The organism is Arthrobacter sp. L77, assembly GCF_000816565.1.
Classification (GTDB): domain Bacteria; phylum Actinomycetota; class Actinomycetes; order Actinomycetales; family Micrococcaceae; genus Arthrobacter_D; species Arthrobacter_D antioxidans.
This window is the reverse complement of sequence record NZ_JWSU01000008.1, coordinates 248,072-261,641: the sequence shown is the minus strand read 5'-3', so window position 1 is coordinate 261,641 and position 13,570 is coordinate 248,072. Positions and strand designations below refer to the sequence as shown.

Annotated in this window: 12 protein-coding genes; 2 read left to right on the top strand and 10 right to left on the bottom strand. The window is 70.4% G+C overall.

The genetic code is table 11. The features are described 5' to 3' along the window. Positions 1–66: 66 nt before the first annotated feature. On the top strand, positions 67–624 hold the full coding sequence (locus tag RY94_RS16075) for a hypothetical protein (RefSeq protein WP_156135217.1): 558 nt from the start codon (positions 67–69) through the stop codon (positions 622–624). 24 nt (positions 625–648) lie between these two features. On the opposite strand, the gene RY94_RS16070 is transcribed toward RY94_RS16075, so the two are convergent. The 8 genes from RY94_RS16070 to truB all read right to left on the bottom strand — a co-directional run bounded on the left by RY94_RS16070 (position 649) and on the right by truB (position 8,658). Next, positions 649–2,016, bottom strand: coding sequence for a M16 family metallopeptidase (locus RY94_RS16070; RefSeq protein ID WP_043447498.1), 1,368 nt, complete (start codon positions 2,014–2,016; stop codon positions 649–651). Positions 2,017–2,130: 114 nt separating this feature from the next. After that, a complete protein-coding gene (locus tag RY94_RS16065) occupies positions 2,131–4,386 on the bottom strand; it encodes a polyribonucleotide nucleotidyltransferase (protein ID WP_043447496.1) in 2,256 nt (751 codons plus the stop codon). Positions 4,387–4,639: 253 nt separating this feature from the next. Continuing rightward, positions 4,640–4,909 (bottom strand): 30S ribosomal protein S15, encoded by a 270-nt coding sequence (gene rpsO, locus RY94_RS16060; RefSeq protein ID WP_043447493.1) that lies wholly within the window; start codon positions 4,907–4,909, stop codon positions 4,640–4,642. 103 nt (positions 4,910–5,012) lie between these two features. Then, entirely contained in the window at positions 5,013–6,008 is a 996-nt protein-coding gene (locus tag RY94_RS16055) for a bifunctional riboflavin kinase/FAD synthetase (protein ID WP_043447490.1), read from the bottom strand. 130 nt (positions 6,009–6,138) lie between these two features. Then, positions 6,139–6,819 (bottom strand): DUF4345 domain-containing protein, encoded by a 681-nt coding sequence (locus RY94_RS17030; protein WP_052274497.1) that lies wholly within the window; start codon positions 6,817–6,819, stop codon positions 6,139–6,141. A gap of 125 nt (positions 6,820–6,944) precedes the next feature. Beyond that, positions 6,945–7,388 (bottom strand): hypothetical protein, encoded by a 444-nt coding sequence (locus RY94_RS16045; protein WP_052274496.1) that lies wholly within the window; start codon positions 7,386–7,388, stop codon positions 6,945–6,947. After that, a complete protein-coding gene (locus RY94_RS16040; RefSeq protein WP_043447488.1) occupies positions 7,385–7,753 on the bottom strand; it encodes a hypothetical protein in 369 nt (122 codons plus the stop codon). The genes RY94_RS16045 and RY94_RS16040 overlap by 4 nt, the downstream gene beginning before the upstream one ends. 2 nt (positions 7,754–7,755) lie before the next feature. Next, complete coding sequence (gene truB, locus RY94_RS16035) at positions 7,756–8,658, bottom strand: tRNA pseudouridine(55) synthase TruB (RefSeq protein WP_231554574.1); 903 nt, start codon at positions 8,656–8,658, stop codon at positions 7,756–7,758. Between the two features lie 55 nt (positions 8,659–8,713). Here truB and RY94_RS16030 point away from each other — a divergent pair, with 55 nt between their 5' ends. After that, complete coding sequence (locus RY94_RS16030) at positions 8,714–9,892, top strand: pyridoxal phosphate-dependent aminotransferase (protein WP_043447771.1); 1,179 nt, start codon at positions 8,714–8,716, stop codon at positions 9,890–9,892. 76 nt (positions 9,893–9,968) lie between these two features. On the opposite strand, the gene rbfA is transcribed toward RY94_RS16030, so the two are convergent. Next, positions 9,969–10,406, bottom strand: coding sequence for a 30S ribosome-binding factor RbfA (gene rbfA / locus RY94_RS16025; protein ID WP_043447483.1), 438 nt, complete (start codon positions 10,404–10,406; stop codon positions 9,969–9,971). Between the two features lie 108 nt (positions 10,407–10,514). Then, positions 10,515–13,499 carry a translation initiation factor IF-2 gene (gene infB / locus RY94_RS16020; RefSeq protein WP_043447481.1) on the bottom strand — a complete coding sequence of 995 codons (2,985 nt, stop codon included), beginning with the start codon at positions 13,497–13,499 and terminating at the stop codon, positions 10,515–10,517. Positions 13,500–13,570 lie beyond the last annotated feature (71 nt).

Sequence of the window (13,570 nt, the reverse complement as noted above, 5' to 3'; positions counted from 1 at the left end):
GTTAGCCTGTAAAGAGCCTCTGGCGACGGGTTGCCGACGGTGCTGGTCCTCGGCAGACTGGAACGCATGGGGACCACGCGTGGCCGACAGGCCGGCTCGGCGGCTGCGGGTCTCGCGATCGGCGTCGGTCTCGCGGTGTTCGGCTGGTCCGCCATCGGACCGGACCACGTCGTCTTCGCTGTCGCGGTGCAGGGTGGGTTCCTCGTCATGGCCCTGCTCGCGGGACCCGCGGTGGTCGACGTCGGCCGGTCCCGTTACCGGGTCAGGCCTGTGGAACGACCGATCTACGCGCTGCTGGGCGCCGGGATGGTCCGCCGAGCCCTCGATGTCGTGGGCTGGAACCGGGTCGTCGGACGGATGCGCCGGTCGGAGAGCGGGGCCTCGGGACTGGCGCGCTTCCTGAGGGGGACCGAGCAGTCGGAGACCGCCCATCTTCTCGGCGGCGTGGCGACCGCGGTGCTGGCCGCCGTCGCCGCGGCCACGACCCACACCCAGGGTGCAGCCCGGATCCTGCTGATCGGATTCCTCCTGCACGGCTACCCGGTCATGATCCAGCGCATCGTGCGCGCCATGATCGTCGACCGCACATCCCGGAAGGGGAGCATTCTGCCCGACGCGCGGTGATCCGTACGCCGACGGCGCCGGAGGCTACCCGGCGAGGTCGGCTTCCGAGTCGAAGGGCCCGACGACGACGGTGGTGCGCGGCGCCGCGGCGAGCTCCCTGGCCAGCGCCTGCACGTCCGCGGCGGTGACGGACCGGATGCGGTCGAGCGAGGTGTCCATGTCGACGAATTCGCCCGAGACGAGCTCGGACCGGCCGAGCCGCGACATGCGGGAACTGCTGTCCTCGAGGGCCATGACCAGGCCACCCGAGAGCTGCCCGACGGCCTTCCGGAGCTCCTCGGCGTCGATGCCGTCGGCGGCCAGCCGGTCCAGCTCGGCGCCGAGCAGGTCGATGACCTGGGCGGTCTTGGCCGGCGAGCACCCGGCGTACATGCCGAAGTAGCCCGCATCCGCGTAGGCGGCCGAGAACGAGTAGGTGGAGTAGACGAGCCCGCGCTTCTCGCGGATCTCCTGGAACAGCCGCGAGGACATGCCGCCACCCAGGACGGCGTTCAGGACGCTCATCGCGAACCTGCGCTCATCGGTCGCCGTGAGGGAGGGGCACCCGATGAGGATGTTCGACTGCTCGACGGCGCGCCGGATCACGTGGACGCCCGTCGCCCCCCGGACAGGGACCTCGGTGGTCCGGCGGCGCGGGACGGGCAGGGCACCCTCGTCGAGGGTCCAGCCGGCGGTCTCGAGCGCTTCCTGCACGAGGCGGCAGACGACGTCGTGCTCCAGCCCGCCCGCGGCGGTGACGACGAGCTCGGCGGGCGTGTAGTAGCGGCGGTAGTGGGCGAGGACGGACTCGCGCGGCACCGCGCGGATCGCCTCGGGCGTCCCGCCGATCGGCCGGCCGAGCGGGTGCTCCCCCAGCACCAGCTCGACGAACCGCTCGTGCGCGACGTCCGCGGGATCGTCGCTGTCCATCGCGATCTCCTCGAGGATCACGTCGCGCTCCTGCTCGAGCTCCTCCGGGTCCAGCACGGCGGAGGTGACCATGTCCGCGATGACGTCGATGGCCATCGGCAGGTCCGAGTCGAGGACCCGCGCGTAGTAGCAGGTGTTCTCCTTCGCGGTGGCGGCATTCGACTCCCCGCCCACCTCGTCGAAGGCGGACGCGATGTCCATGGCGCTGCGCCGCGCGGTCCCCTTGAACAGCAGGTGCTCGAGGAAGTGGGTGGAGCCGTGCTGGCCGTCGGCCTCGTCGCGGGACCCGACGCCCACCCAGAAGCCGATCGTCGCCGACCGCTGGCCCGGCATCGCCTCGGTGAGAACGCGCACGCCGCCGGGCAGCACGCTGCGCCGCACCACGTTGCCGCCGGGATCACCGGCCACGAACGTGGGATCGGCGCCCTCCCCGGCGCGGGGGGTGGGCAGCAGGGGCAGGGACACTACGGAGGACAGGGACATCCTGGACTTTCTGGTCTGTCGACTGGGCGGGAAACAGCAGACGGCCCCGGCGCCGACCGAATCGATCGGGACGCGCCGGGGCCGTACGGTGCTCGGGGAGAGCGGGGCAACAGGTCAGTCGTCGCCCTCTGTGGCCTCGGGAAGCTCGATGCCGGCGTCCTCCTCGGAGAGGTCCTCCGCGACGACGGGCGAGAGCGAGAGCTTTCCGCGGTCGTCGACCTTGGTGATCTCGACCTGGACCTTCTGGCCCACGGACACGACCTCGTCGACGTTGTCGACGCGCTTGCCCCCGGCGAGCTTGCGCAGCTCGGAGATGTGCAGCAAGCCGTCCTTGCCGGGGGTCAGCGAGACGAAGGCGCCGAAGGTCGTGGTCTTGACGACCGTGCCCAGGTAGCGCTCACCGATCTCGGGGACCTGCGGGTTGGCGATGGCGTTGACGGCGGCGCGGGCGGCTTCCGCCGACTCGCCGTTCGTCGCGCCGATCAGCACGGTGCCGTCGTCCTCGATCGAGATGTCCGCTCCGGTGTCCTCCTGGATCTGGTTGATCATCTTGCCCTTGGGGCCGATGACCTCGCCGATCTTGTCCACGGGGATCTTCACCGAGATGATCCGCGGTGCGAACTCGGAGAGCTCGTCCGGGGTGTCGATCGCGGCCTGCAGCACGCCCAGGATGTGCAGGCGCGCCTCGCGGGCCTGCTTCAGGGCGGCGGCGAGCACCGAGGCCGGGATGCCGTCGAGCTTCGTGTCCAGCTGGATGGCCGTGACGAACTCGGACGTTCCGGCGACCTTGAAGTCCATGTCGCCGAACGCGTCCTCGGCACCGAGGATGTCCGTCAGGGCCGCGTAACGGGTCTGACCGTCGACGACATCGGACACGAGGCCCATCGCGATGCCGGCAACCGGCGCGCGGAGGGGGACACCGGCGTTGAGCAGCGACAGCGTGGAGGCGCAGACCGAGCCCATCGACGTCGAGCCGTTGGAGCTCAGCGCCTCGGAGACCTGGCGGATCGCGTACGGGAACTCCTCGCGGGTCGGCAGGACGGGCACGAGGGCACGCTCTGCCAGTGCTCCGTGGCCGATCTCGCGGCGCTTCGGCGAACCGACGCGGCCGGTCTCACCGGTGGAGTAGGGCGGGAAGTTGTAGTTGTGCATGTAGCGCTTCCGCGTGACGGGCGACAGCGAGTCGATCTGCTGCTCCATCTTAAGCATGTTCAGCGTGGTGACGCCCAGGATCTGGGTCTCGCCGCGCTCGAAGATCGCGGAGCCGTGCACGCGCGGCAGGACCTCGACCTCGGCGGTGAGCTTGCGGATGTCGCTCAGCCCGCGGCCGTCGATGCGGACCTGGTCCTTGAGGATGCGCTGGCGGACGACAGCCTTGGTCAGCGAACGGAACGCTGCGGAGAGCTCCTTCTCGCGTCCCTCGAACTGGGCGCCGAGGGCGTCCATGAGCTCGGCCTTGAGGGCGTCGGACGCGCTCTCGCGCTCCTGCTTGTCGCCGATCTGGAAGACCTGCCCGAGCTTCTCGGCTCCGGCGGACTCGATGGCGGCGTAGACGTCGTCCTGGTAGTCGAGGAACACGGGGAACTCGACGGTGGGCTTCGCGGCGCGGGAGGCGAGGTCGGCCTGCGCCTCGCACAGGGCGCGGATGAACGGCTTGGCGGCTTCGAGGCCGTCGGCGACGATCTCCTCGGTGGGAGCGGTCGCGCCCTGCTCCTTGATGAGGGTCCACGAGTTGTCGGTGGCCTCGGCCTCGACCATCATGATGGCGACGTCGTCACCGGCGATGCGTCCGGCGACGACCATGTCGAAGACGGAGTTCTCGAGCTCGGAGTGCTTCGGGAAGGCGATCCACTGGTCCTGGCCGCTGCCGTCGGAGACGAGGGCGACGCGGACGCCACCGATCGGTCCCGAGAAGGGCAGGCCGGAGAGCTGCGTGGACATGGACGCCGCGTTGATGGCCACGACGTCGTAGCGGACGTCGGGGTTGATCGCGAGGATGGTCACGACGACCTGGACCTCGTTGCGCAGTCCCTTGACGAAGGCGGGGCGCAGCGGGCGGTCCATGAGGCGGCAGGCCAGGATGGCTTCCGTCGAGGGGCGGCCTTCGCGGCGGAAGAACGAGCCCGGGATGCGGCCCGCGGCGTACATGCGCTCTTCGACGTCGACGGTCAGCGGAAAGAAGTCGAAGCCTTCGCGCGGGTGCTTGCCGGCCGTGGTGGCCGAGAGCAGCGCGGTGTCCTCGTCGATGTAGACCATGGCGGAGCCGGCGGCCTGCTGGGCGACGCGCCCGGTCTCGAACCGGACGGTGCGTGTTCCGAAGCGACCGTTGTCGATCACTGCTTCGGCGAACTGAATTTCGGGACCCTCCAAGAGAGTCACCTCCGTTTCCTGGTAGGCGGAGGCAATCGGCACCCGACGTGGTCCGTCCCTCATGGACGACCCACAGCACCCGGTCTTCGATCGAGATCCACGGAGCTGCCGGTCCGGCGTTCCGGAGATCACTACCGAGGACCGCGAATGCGTGGTGCCGGTTGACTCCTGTTGTGCGTTGGGTACTTCGATGCTGTCTCCAGCAAGAAGGCGGCTCCCCTCCCGGGGAGAGGATGCCGCCTTCCGATGCTACTTATCGACGCAGACCCAGGCGCTCGATGAGCGTCCTGTAGCGCGTGATGTCGGTGTCCCGCAGGTAGTCCAGCAGGCGACGACGGCGACCGACGAGAAGAAGCAGGCCACGACGCGTGTGGTGGTCGTGCTTGTGCATCTTCAGGTGCTCGGTCAGGTCGAGGATACGACGGGAAAGCATCGCGATCTGCACCTCGGGTGAACCGGTGTCACCTTCGGCCAGGGCGTAAGCCTTGATGATTTCCTGCTTGATGGCGGCGTCAAGGGCCACGAGTAACTCCTAGAGTTGTACCGTGAACATGTGCTGAGCGTCGCTTGCACGACGACACAGAAAAATCCAGCCACCACGGACTGCAGCCGGATCTCCCCCGAGTCTAGCGTCTGGGCTGATGTTCTGTCGAAAGCAGGCCGCGCGCGCGGTCGACGTCGAGCTTCATCTGTTCGATCAGTGCCTCGGGCCCCGTGTAGGTGACCTGCCCGCGCAGCCGCTCGACGAACTCGACGACGACCGACTGCCCGTACAGGTCGAAATCCTGCACGCGCTCCGGTGGACGGTTGATGACGTGAGCCTCGACCTGGCGGTCCACGCCGTCGAAGGTGGGGTTGGATCCCACGGAGACGGCGGCGGGCCAGCGCGTCCCTGCCTGGTCGATGAGCCAGCCCGCGTAGATGCCGTCGGCGGGGATGAACCCCTGCGCCGACGGGGCGAGGTTCGCCGTCGGATAGCCGAGCTCCCTGCCGCGCGCCGCCCCGTGCACCACCTCGCCGCGCATGCGGTGGAGCCGGCCGAGCACGCGGGCCGCCGTCCCCACCTCGCCGGCCTCCAGCGCCTCCCGGACCCAGGTCGACGAGCAGCGCCGGTCGCCGTCGTCGTCCGTGGCGTCCGCCGGGTAGCTGGCGCCGAAGTCGTCGATGGTGATGACCTCGAAGCCGAGGGTGCGGCCGAGCTCCCGCATGGTGTCGAGGTCCCCGCTGTTGCCCCTGCCGAACCGGACGTCGTGACCGATGACCACGGCCTTGGCCTTGAGCGCCCGCACGAACACGCGCTCCACGAATTCCTCCGGCGAATTGGAGGCGAGGTCCAGCGTGTAGTGCATCATCAGCAGGGCGTCGATGCCGGTCTCCGCGAGGGTCTCCACGCGGTCGTCGAGGCCCATGATGAGTTCGGGCGCGGAGTCCGGCCGGTGGACCTGTGCGGGGTGCGGGTCGAAGGACACGACGACGGCCGCAGCGGATCGCTGCCGCGCGGCCTCGACGACCTGCTGCAGGACACGCTGGTGCCCCCGGTGCACGCCGTCGAAGTTGCCGAGCGTCAGGACGGAGGGCCCGAAATCCTCGGGCACACTGTCCAGGTCTCTCCAGTAGTACACGCATCTCCTTCGGGATTCGGCCGGACCCCCGGGACCACGGGTGTGGTCCGGCGGGTCGATCGCCGATCCCATTATGGCCGAAGGCCGCGTCGCGGACGGCATCGCCTGCCCGCCCCGCGGCGGCCGGCGGCTAGCTGCGCTGGGCGAACTCCTTACGGAGCTCGGTGGTCTTCGCGATGTACTTGTGCCAGACGAGCAGGGCCGCCGGGAACGCCAGTTCGATGACCATGAGGATGATCAGGAGGTAGTTGGGGGTGCCGGAGAACGCCCACGAGAGGACGCGCCCGATCCCGCCGACGAACACCATGAGGCACACCAGCCAGAGCATGTTGGCCCACTGGAACTTGATGGCGATGGTGATGAAGGCAGCGCCGACGCCCACCATCATGGCCGAGTAGAACCGGAACTGGCTCTCGAGGGTGGGGTTGACCGGGGTGCCCTCGGTGTCCGGCAGGCCCGCCGTCCCGAGGATCAGGTAGTAGACGCCGAAGGCGGCGAGGGCCAGTCCCACCAGGACGACGACGGTGCGGAACACGTTCCAGTCACCGCCCGTCGACGCGGCCTTGCCCGCCTTCTTCCCCTTGGCCGCAGTGCCGGCCTGAGGGGCGCCGGCCCTGGTGCTTGAGGTCCCGGGCGCGGAGCTTGAGGTCCCGGGTGCGGAGCCCGGGGTCCAGGAGCCGGTGCTCGCGGGGGTCGCGGCGCGCGAGGAGGAGGGTGCCGACCCGGCGCCGCCGCTCCCGCGGGAGTCGGGCCCGGGGGGCCGTCCGCCCGACGCGGAGGAGTTGTCGTGCTCGGGGCTGTTGCTGGTCATGTCGGCTCCCTGGAGGCAGGCTGGATGGTGCTCTTTCGGTCATACTCTCACGGTGCGGGGCACCGCCGGCGGCGGATGGGACGGGATCCCCCGGACCGCGCGGTGGGGTACGGTCGACCGTCGCGTCAGGCCCGGCCCGGCCGGTTCCTGCGCAGCCAGAGCAGGCCGAGGATCGGCAGGACGAGCGGCACGAACCCGTACCCGCGGCCGAAGGCCGACCACACCGTCTCGCTCGGGAAGGCCTGGGCGTCGAAGACGCTGAGGAGCCCGACCGTGACGACGCCCACCAGTTCCGTGGTCACGGCGACGACGGACACCCGGTACGCCCGGGCGCCGGGCCGGGCGAGGGAGATGGTGGCGACGATGTACACCAGGGCTGCTGCCGCGGACAGCAGGTACGCGAGCGGGGCCTCGCCGAACTTCGTCGCGATCTGGAACGCCGCCCGGGCCGTCGCCGCGAGGGCGAACACGCCGTACACGGCGATGAGGAGCCGTCCGGGCCCGCTGGCGCGGCCTGTACCGTCCGCCGCGGTCGCGGCGGATGCCGCCCCGTTCCTCTGCCTGCTCACAGTCCGGCCACCCCGTCCCAGATCTGTTCCATGCGGAAGAGCATGACGAACACCGTCAGTCCCGCCGCGCCCAGCACGAAATTGCTCCAGCGCGTCTTCTCGAGGATCGCCCACCAGAACGCCCCGACGGGCACGAGGAGCGCCGTGAGGAGGTAGCCCCAGAACTCCCAGGCCTCCCCGAGGACCGGCTCCCCCGCGAGCTGCCGGATCACGGCCCCGACCGCGTAGGCGAGGAGGAAGAGCTCGACGGCGGCGATCGAGAGGATCGTGATGTCGTTGGGCGGCCTGCGCAGCACGCCGGCCCCGATGCACAGCACCGCGGAGACGGCGCACATGACCACCCCGACGAGGAAGAAGGGATCCACGCCTACTCCTTGCCCCCCGGAGCGAAGACCAGGACGGTCCGGGCCGCTCCCCCGCGGTTCTCGAGCAGCGCCACGAGCGTGCCGTCCGGCGCGAACGCCGCGACCGGCTCGTCCGGGTCCGTGTTCGGGGCCACCTTCCGGCCGTGGGAGACATCCGCGGTCTCGGTGTCCGAGAGTTCCCTGACCGGGAACAGTGCGCGTCCGGCGTCGTCGAGCGAGAGGACCTCCAGCTCCTCGGCGAGCTGCTCCAGGGTGCGTGCCTGGCCGATCGTGTACGGGCCCACCTGGGTCCGTCGCAGCGCCGTGAGGTGGCCGCCGACACCGAGGGCCGCGCCGAGGTCACGTGCGAGGGCACGGATGTAGGTCCCGGAGCTGCATTCGACGGTGACGTCGATGTCCTGCAGGCGGCCGTTGCTCACGCGCCGGATGGCGTGGATGTCGAAGCGGTGGATGGTCACGGGTCGCGCGGGGAGATGGACCTCCTCGCCGGAGCGGACCCGCGCGTACGAGCGTTCGCCCTTGACCTTGATGGCGCTCACGCTGCTCGGGACCTGCTGGATCCCACCCGTCAGGGCGGCGACGGCGGCGCGGATCTCCTCCTCGGTCACCGCCGCGGCGATGCTCCCGCCGGTGACCTCGCCCTCGGCGTCGTCGGTGAGGGTGGACTGGCCCAGCCGGATCGTGGCGGTGTACGTCTTCGTGGTGCCCACGATGAACGTCAGGAGCCGGGTGGCCCGGTTGATCCCGACGACGAGGACCCCGGTGGCCATCGGATCGAGGGTGCCGGCGTGGCCGACCTTGCGGGTCCCGGCGAGGCGGCGCAGGCGCCCGACGACGTCATGACTGGTCCAGCCCTGCGGCTTGTCCACGATAATCAGCCCTGAGTGGACCTGCCCGGCATTCACGCCTCCCAGTATATGGTCCGCACCGGGACCCCCTGTGCGCGATACCATCCTCCGTATGCCCTCCGCTCCAGCCCACGTGGTGAACGTCCCGGTCAACCAGATCCGCGAGATCACCCAGGCGGCCTGGGCCACACCCGACGCCATCGTGCTCAGCATCGGTGAGCCGGCCTTCCCGGTCGCACGGCACGTCCTCGAGGCGGGCATGGCCGCCCTGGACCGCGACGACACCAACTACACCCCCAATGCCGGGATCGCACCGGCCCGGGCCGCCTTCGCGGAACGGTTCGCACAGCGGTCGGGGGTCGACGACGACCCGTCGCGCGTCTTCGTCGTCGCCGGCGCGCAGCAGGGCCTGCACCTGGCCCTCAGCACACTGATCGGGGCGGGCGACGAGGTCCTCCTCCCAGATCCGGGGTACCCCACGTTCACCATGACCGTCGGCCTGCTCGGCGGCGTCCCCGTGCCCTACCCCCTGGTGCCCGGGCACGATTTCCAGCCGCGGATCGAGGACCTGCGGGGACTCGTCACCGAGCGGACGAAGGTCCTCCTGCTGAACTCCCCGTCGAACCCCCTCGGCTCGGTGTTCGACCACGAGCTCACGCGCGAGCTCGTGCGGTTCGCGCACGAGCAGGATCTCTGGATCGTCTCCGACGAGTGCTACGAGGCCTTCACCTACGACGTCCCCCACGTCAGCCCGGCACGCTTCGACGCCGGCGGACCCGAAGCAGTACCGGAGGCCCACGAGCCGCGCGTGATCACGTCGCTGACGCTGTCCAAGACCTACGGCCTGACGGGCCTGCGGATCGGGGCGCTCGTCACGCCGCCGGGCATGGAGGCGCTGCTCAGCAACATCATGGAGGCCACCGTGTCCTGCGTCTCCGCGGCGTCGCAGTACGCCGCCGTCGCCGCCCTCACCGGCCCCCAGGACTACGTGTCCACGGCACTGCGGCACTACCGGGCCAACCGTGACGCGGCCACCGCCGTCCTCGACGGCCTAGGCATCGGCTATCTCGACGCCCGGGGAGCCTTCTACCTGTGGGCCGACCTCTCGCACGCGACTGGCGGCGACGTCCGCACCTGGACCCGCTCGTTCCTCGCGGACCGCGCCGTGGCGTTCGCCCCCGGGACGGCCTTCGGCGCCCGCGGCGAGGGATGGGTCAGGATCGCCCTCTGCGGCCGCACGGAGGATCTCGTCGAAGGACTCTCCCGGCTCCCCTCCCCGCCGCGGACCTGACCTGCTCCGGAGGACGCGGAAGGCAGCCGCCCCGTGGGGTCGGCTGCCTTCTGCGTGGTCCGGGACGACGCCGGGACTAGCGTGCCGCCTCGTCGTCCTCCGACGTGCGGTACGGATCCGCGTCACCCGCGAAATCGGCACCCTGCGCGATCGCAGCCACTTCGGCGTCGCGCTCGCGCGCCTTCTGCAGGAGCTCCTCGAGGTGGCTGGCGTTGACCGGCACCTCGTCGGGGACGAACTCGAGGGTGGGCGTGAGGCGCGCCGTGATGTTCTTGCCGACCTCGGACCGCAGCACACCCCGGGCGGACTCGAGCGCCATCCGCGTGGCCTGCTGCTCCTCCGCGTCGCCCAGCACGGTGTAGTACAGGGTCGCGTGCTGGAGGTCGTTCGTGACGCGGGAGTCCGTGATGGTCACGGCTTCCAGCCGGGGGTCCTTCACGCGTCGCCGCAGCGCCTCGGCGACGATGACTTTGATGCGCTGCGCGAGCCGCGCGGCGCGGGCCGGATCTGCCATTGCTGTTACTCCTACTGAGACTGGTCTGAAGAGGAACCCGCGAGGGGTTCCGGCGGTCCGACAGGTCGGGCGCCCCGGAGAACCGGAGCGCCCGACCTGCCCTACCTGCTAGGCGCGGGGCTTCTCCCGCATCTCGAAGGTCTCGATGGTGTCGCCTTCCTTGACATCGTTGAACGAGCCGAGGCCGATACCGCACTCGAAGTCCGTACGGACCTCGGTGGCGTCGTCCTTGAAGCGCTTGAGCGAGTCCACGGAGAGGTTGTCCCCGATGACCTTGCCGTCGCGCAGGACACGGGCCCTGGTGTTGCGTCGGATGATGCCCGAGCGGACGATCGAACCGGCGATGTTGCCGAACTTCGAGGAGCGGAACACCTCGCGGACCTCTGCGGTACCGAGCTGCACCTCCTCGTACTCCGGCTTGAGCATGCCCTTGAGGGCGAGCTCGATGTCGTCGATCGCCGCGTAGATGACCGAGTAGAAGCGCATGTCCACGCCTTCACGCTCGGCGAGGTCCGCCACGCGCTCCGCCGGCTTCACGTTGAAGCCGATGATGATCGCGTTGTCGACCGTGGCCAGGTTGACGTCGTTCTGCGTGATGGCACCGACGCCACGGTGGATGACGCGCAGCTGCACGCCCTCTCCGACGTCGATCTTGAGCAGCGAGTCCTCCAGGGCCTCGACGGCACCCGACACGTCACCCTTGAGGATGAGGTTGAGGGTGTCGACCTTGCCCTCGGCGACGGCCTGGTCGAAGTCCTCGAGGCTGATGCGCTTGCGGCGCTTCGCGAGGGCCGCGTTGCGGTCCGCCGCTTCGCGCTTCTCGGCGATCTGGCGGCCGGTGCGCTCGTCGTCGGTGACGAAGAACGTGTCACCGGCGCGGGGCACGTTGGACAGGCCCAGGACCTGGACCGGACGCGAGGGTCCCGCCGTCGTGACGACGTCGCCGTTCTCGTCGAACATCGCTCGCACACGGCCGTGGGCCGTACCGGCGACGATGGTGTCGCCGACGTGCAGCGTTCCGGACTGGACCAGGACGGTCGCAACCGCACCGCGGCCCTTGTCCAGGTTCGCCTCGATCGCGATACCGCGGGCGTCCTTGTTGGGGTTGGCCCGCATGTCCAGCGCGGCGTCGGCGGTGAGCAGGACGGCCTCGAGGAGTTCGTCGATACCCATGCCCTGCAGCGCCGAGACGTGCACGAACATGGTGTCGCCGCCGTACTCCTCGGGGACGAGGCCGTACTCGGTGAGCTGGCCCTTGACCTTGTCCGGGTTCGCGCCTTCCTTGTCCATCTTGTTGACGGCCACGACGATCGGCACGTTGGCCGCCTGGGCGTGGTTCAGCGCCTCGACGGTCTGCGGCATGACGCCGTCATCCGCCGCGACGACGAGCACCGCGATGTCCGTGACCTTCGCGCCACGGGCACGCATGGCGGTGAACGCCTCGTGGCCCGGGGTGTCGATGAAGGTGATGGCGCGGGTGGTCTCTTCGTGGACGTGCTGGATCTGGTAGGCACCGATGTGCTGGGTGATGCCACCGTGCTCACCCTCGACGACCTTGGTGTTGCGGACGGCGTCGAGCAGTCGCGTCTTACCGTGGTCGACGTGGCCCATGACCGTGACGACCGGCGGACGTGCCTCGAGCTGCTCGTCGCCCTCGGCTTCCAGCTCGGCATCGAAGTCGATGTCGAAGCTGCTGAGGAGCTCGCGCTCCTCGTCCTCCGGCGAGACGACCTGGATCAGGTAGCCCAGCTCGGTGCCGAGCACCTGGAAGGTGTCCTCGTCGAGGGACTGTGTCGCCGTCGCCATCTCACCGAGGTGGAACAGCACGGTGACCAGTGCTGCGGGGTTCGCCTCGATCTTGTCGGCGAAGTCCGTGATGGACGAGCCGCGGCGCAGGCGGACGACGGTGTTGCCGTCTCCGCGGGGTACGCTCACGCCGCCCAGCGAAGGAGCCGACATCTGCTCCAGTTCCTGCCGCTTCGCACGCTTCGACTTGCGCTGCTTGCCGCGACCGGCTCCACCCTTGCCGAAGGCACCGGCGGTGCCGCCGCGTCCGCGGCCGCCCTTGCCGAAACCGCCACCGGCGGGGGCCCCACTGGGACTGTTCGGGGCTCCACCGGGTCCGCGGCGCGGACCGGCACCGGCACCGGGTGCTCCGCGGCCTGGGGCGGCGGGGCGTTCGGTGCGGTTCGGCATCATGCCGGGAGTGGGACGCGAGCCCGGGGCTCCGGCGGGGCGGGGTGCACCCGGACGCGGTGCACCGGGACGCGGTCCACCGGCACCGGCTGCGGGGCGGGGTCCACCTGCACCGGCGGCCGGGCGGGGTCCGCCGGCACCGGCTGCGGGACGCTGCTGGGCATCGTCACGACGACCGGGCCGGGGCATGCCCTGCGACGGGGCGAAGGGGTTGTTGCCCGGACGCGGGGGACGATCCGCACCGCGCTCGGCACCACGATCGGTGTCACCGCGGCGTGAACCCATGCCCTGGGAGGGCGCGAACGGGTTGTTGCCGGGGCGGGGTGCCCCACCGGGACGGGCGCCCGAGGGGCGCGTCGTCCCTGCCGACGGTGCGGCCGGAGGGGTGGCCGGGCGGGGCCCGGGACGGCTGCCCTCGCTCGTGCCCTCGGCCGGGGTGTTCTGCTGCGCCGGGGCGGGCGCGTCCGGGACTGCCGGTGTAGGAGTGCTCGGTGCCGCCGGCGCGTCCTGGGCTGCCGGAGCGTCCTGGGCGGCGGGAGCGGGGACGGAGCCGTTGGAGAACGGCGACGCCTGGGGTGCAGCCGGTGCAGCCGGTGCGGTCGGGGCCGGCGCAGCAGGTGCTGCGGGCTCCGCCGGGGCGGGCGCCTCGGGAGCCGCCTGGGCGGCACCCGGCTTCGGGCCCGGCGAGGGCGCCGAGGGGCGCGAGGGGGCGGGGGCTGCCTCCGCCTTGGGGGCGACGGCATTCGGGAAGGCGCCGCGAAGCTTCTTCACGACGGGGGCTTCGATGGTGGATGACGCTGAACGGACGAATTCGCCCAGTTCCTGCAGTTTCGCAACTGCGTCCTTCGAGGTTATACCGAGCTCTTTCGCGAGCTCGTGTACGCGGACCTTGGCCACATTTCTCCTGTCTCGGTCCGCACCGAGTCAGGCACGAACCGTCTATTTCCTAGTGCTGATCCCAGGCGCGA

What these genes read in the sequence shown, in the direction of transcription:
- RY94_RS17030 (WP_052274497.1), bottom strand. Translation starts at nt 6,819, where the DNA reads ATGACCAGCAACAGCCCCGAGCACGACAACTCCTCCGCGTCGGGCGGA.
- RY94_RS16030 (WP_043447771.1), top strand. Translation starts at nt 8,714, where the DNA reads ATGCCCTCCGCTCCAGCCCACGTGGTGAACGTCCCGGTCAACCAGATC.
- RY94_RS16070 (WP_043447498.1), bottom strand. Translation starts at nt 2,016, where the DNA reads ATGTCCCTGTCCTCCGTAGTGTCCCTGCCCCTGCTGCCCACCCCCCGC.
- RY94_RS16075 (WP_156135217.1), top strand. Translation starts at nt 67, where the DNA reads ATGGGGACCACGCGTGGCCGACAGGCCGGCTCGGCGGCTGCGGGTCTC.
- rbfA (WP_043447483.1), bottom strand. Translation starts at nt 10,406, where the DNA reads ATGGCAGATCCGGCCCGCGCCGCGCGGCTCGCGCAGCGCATCAAAGTC.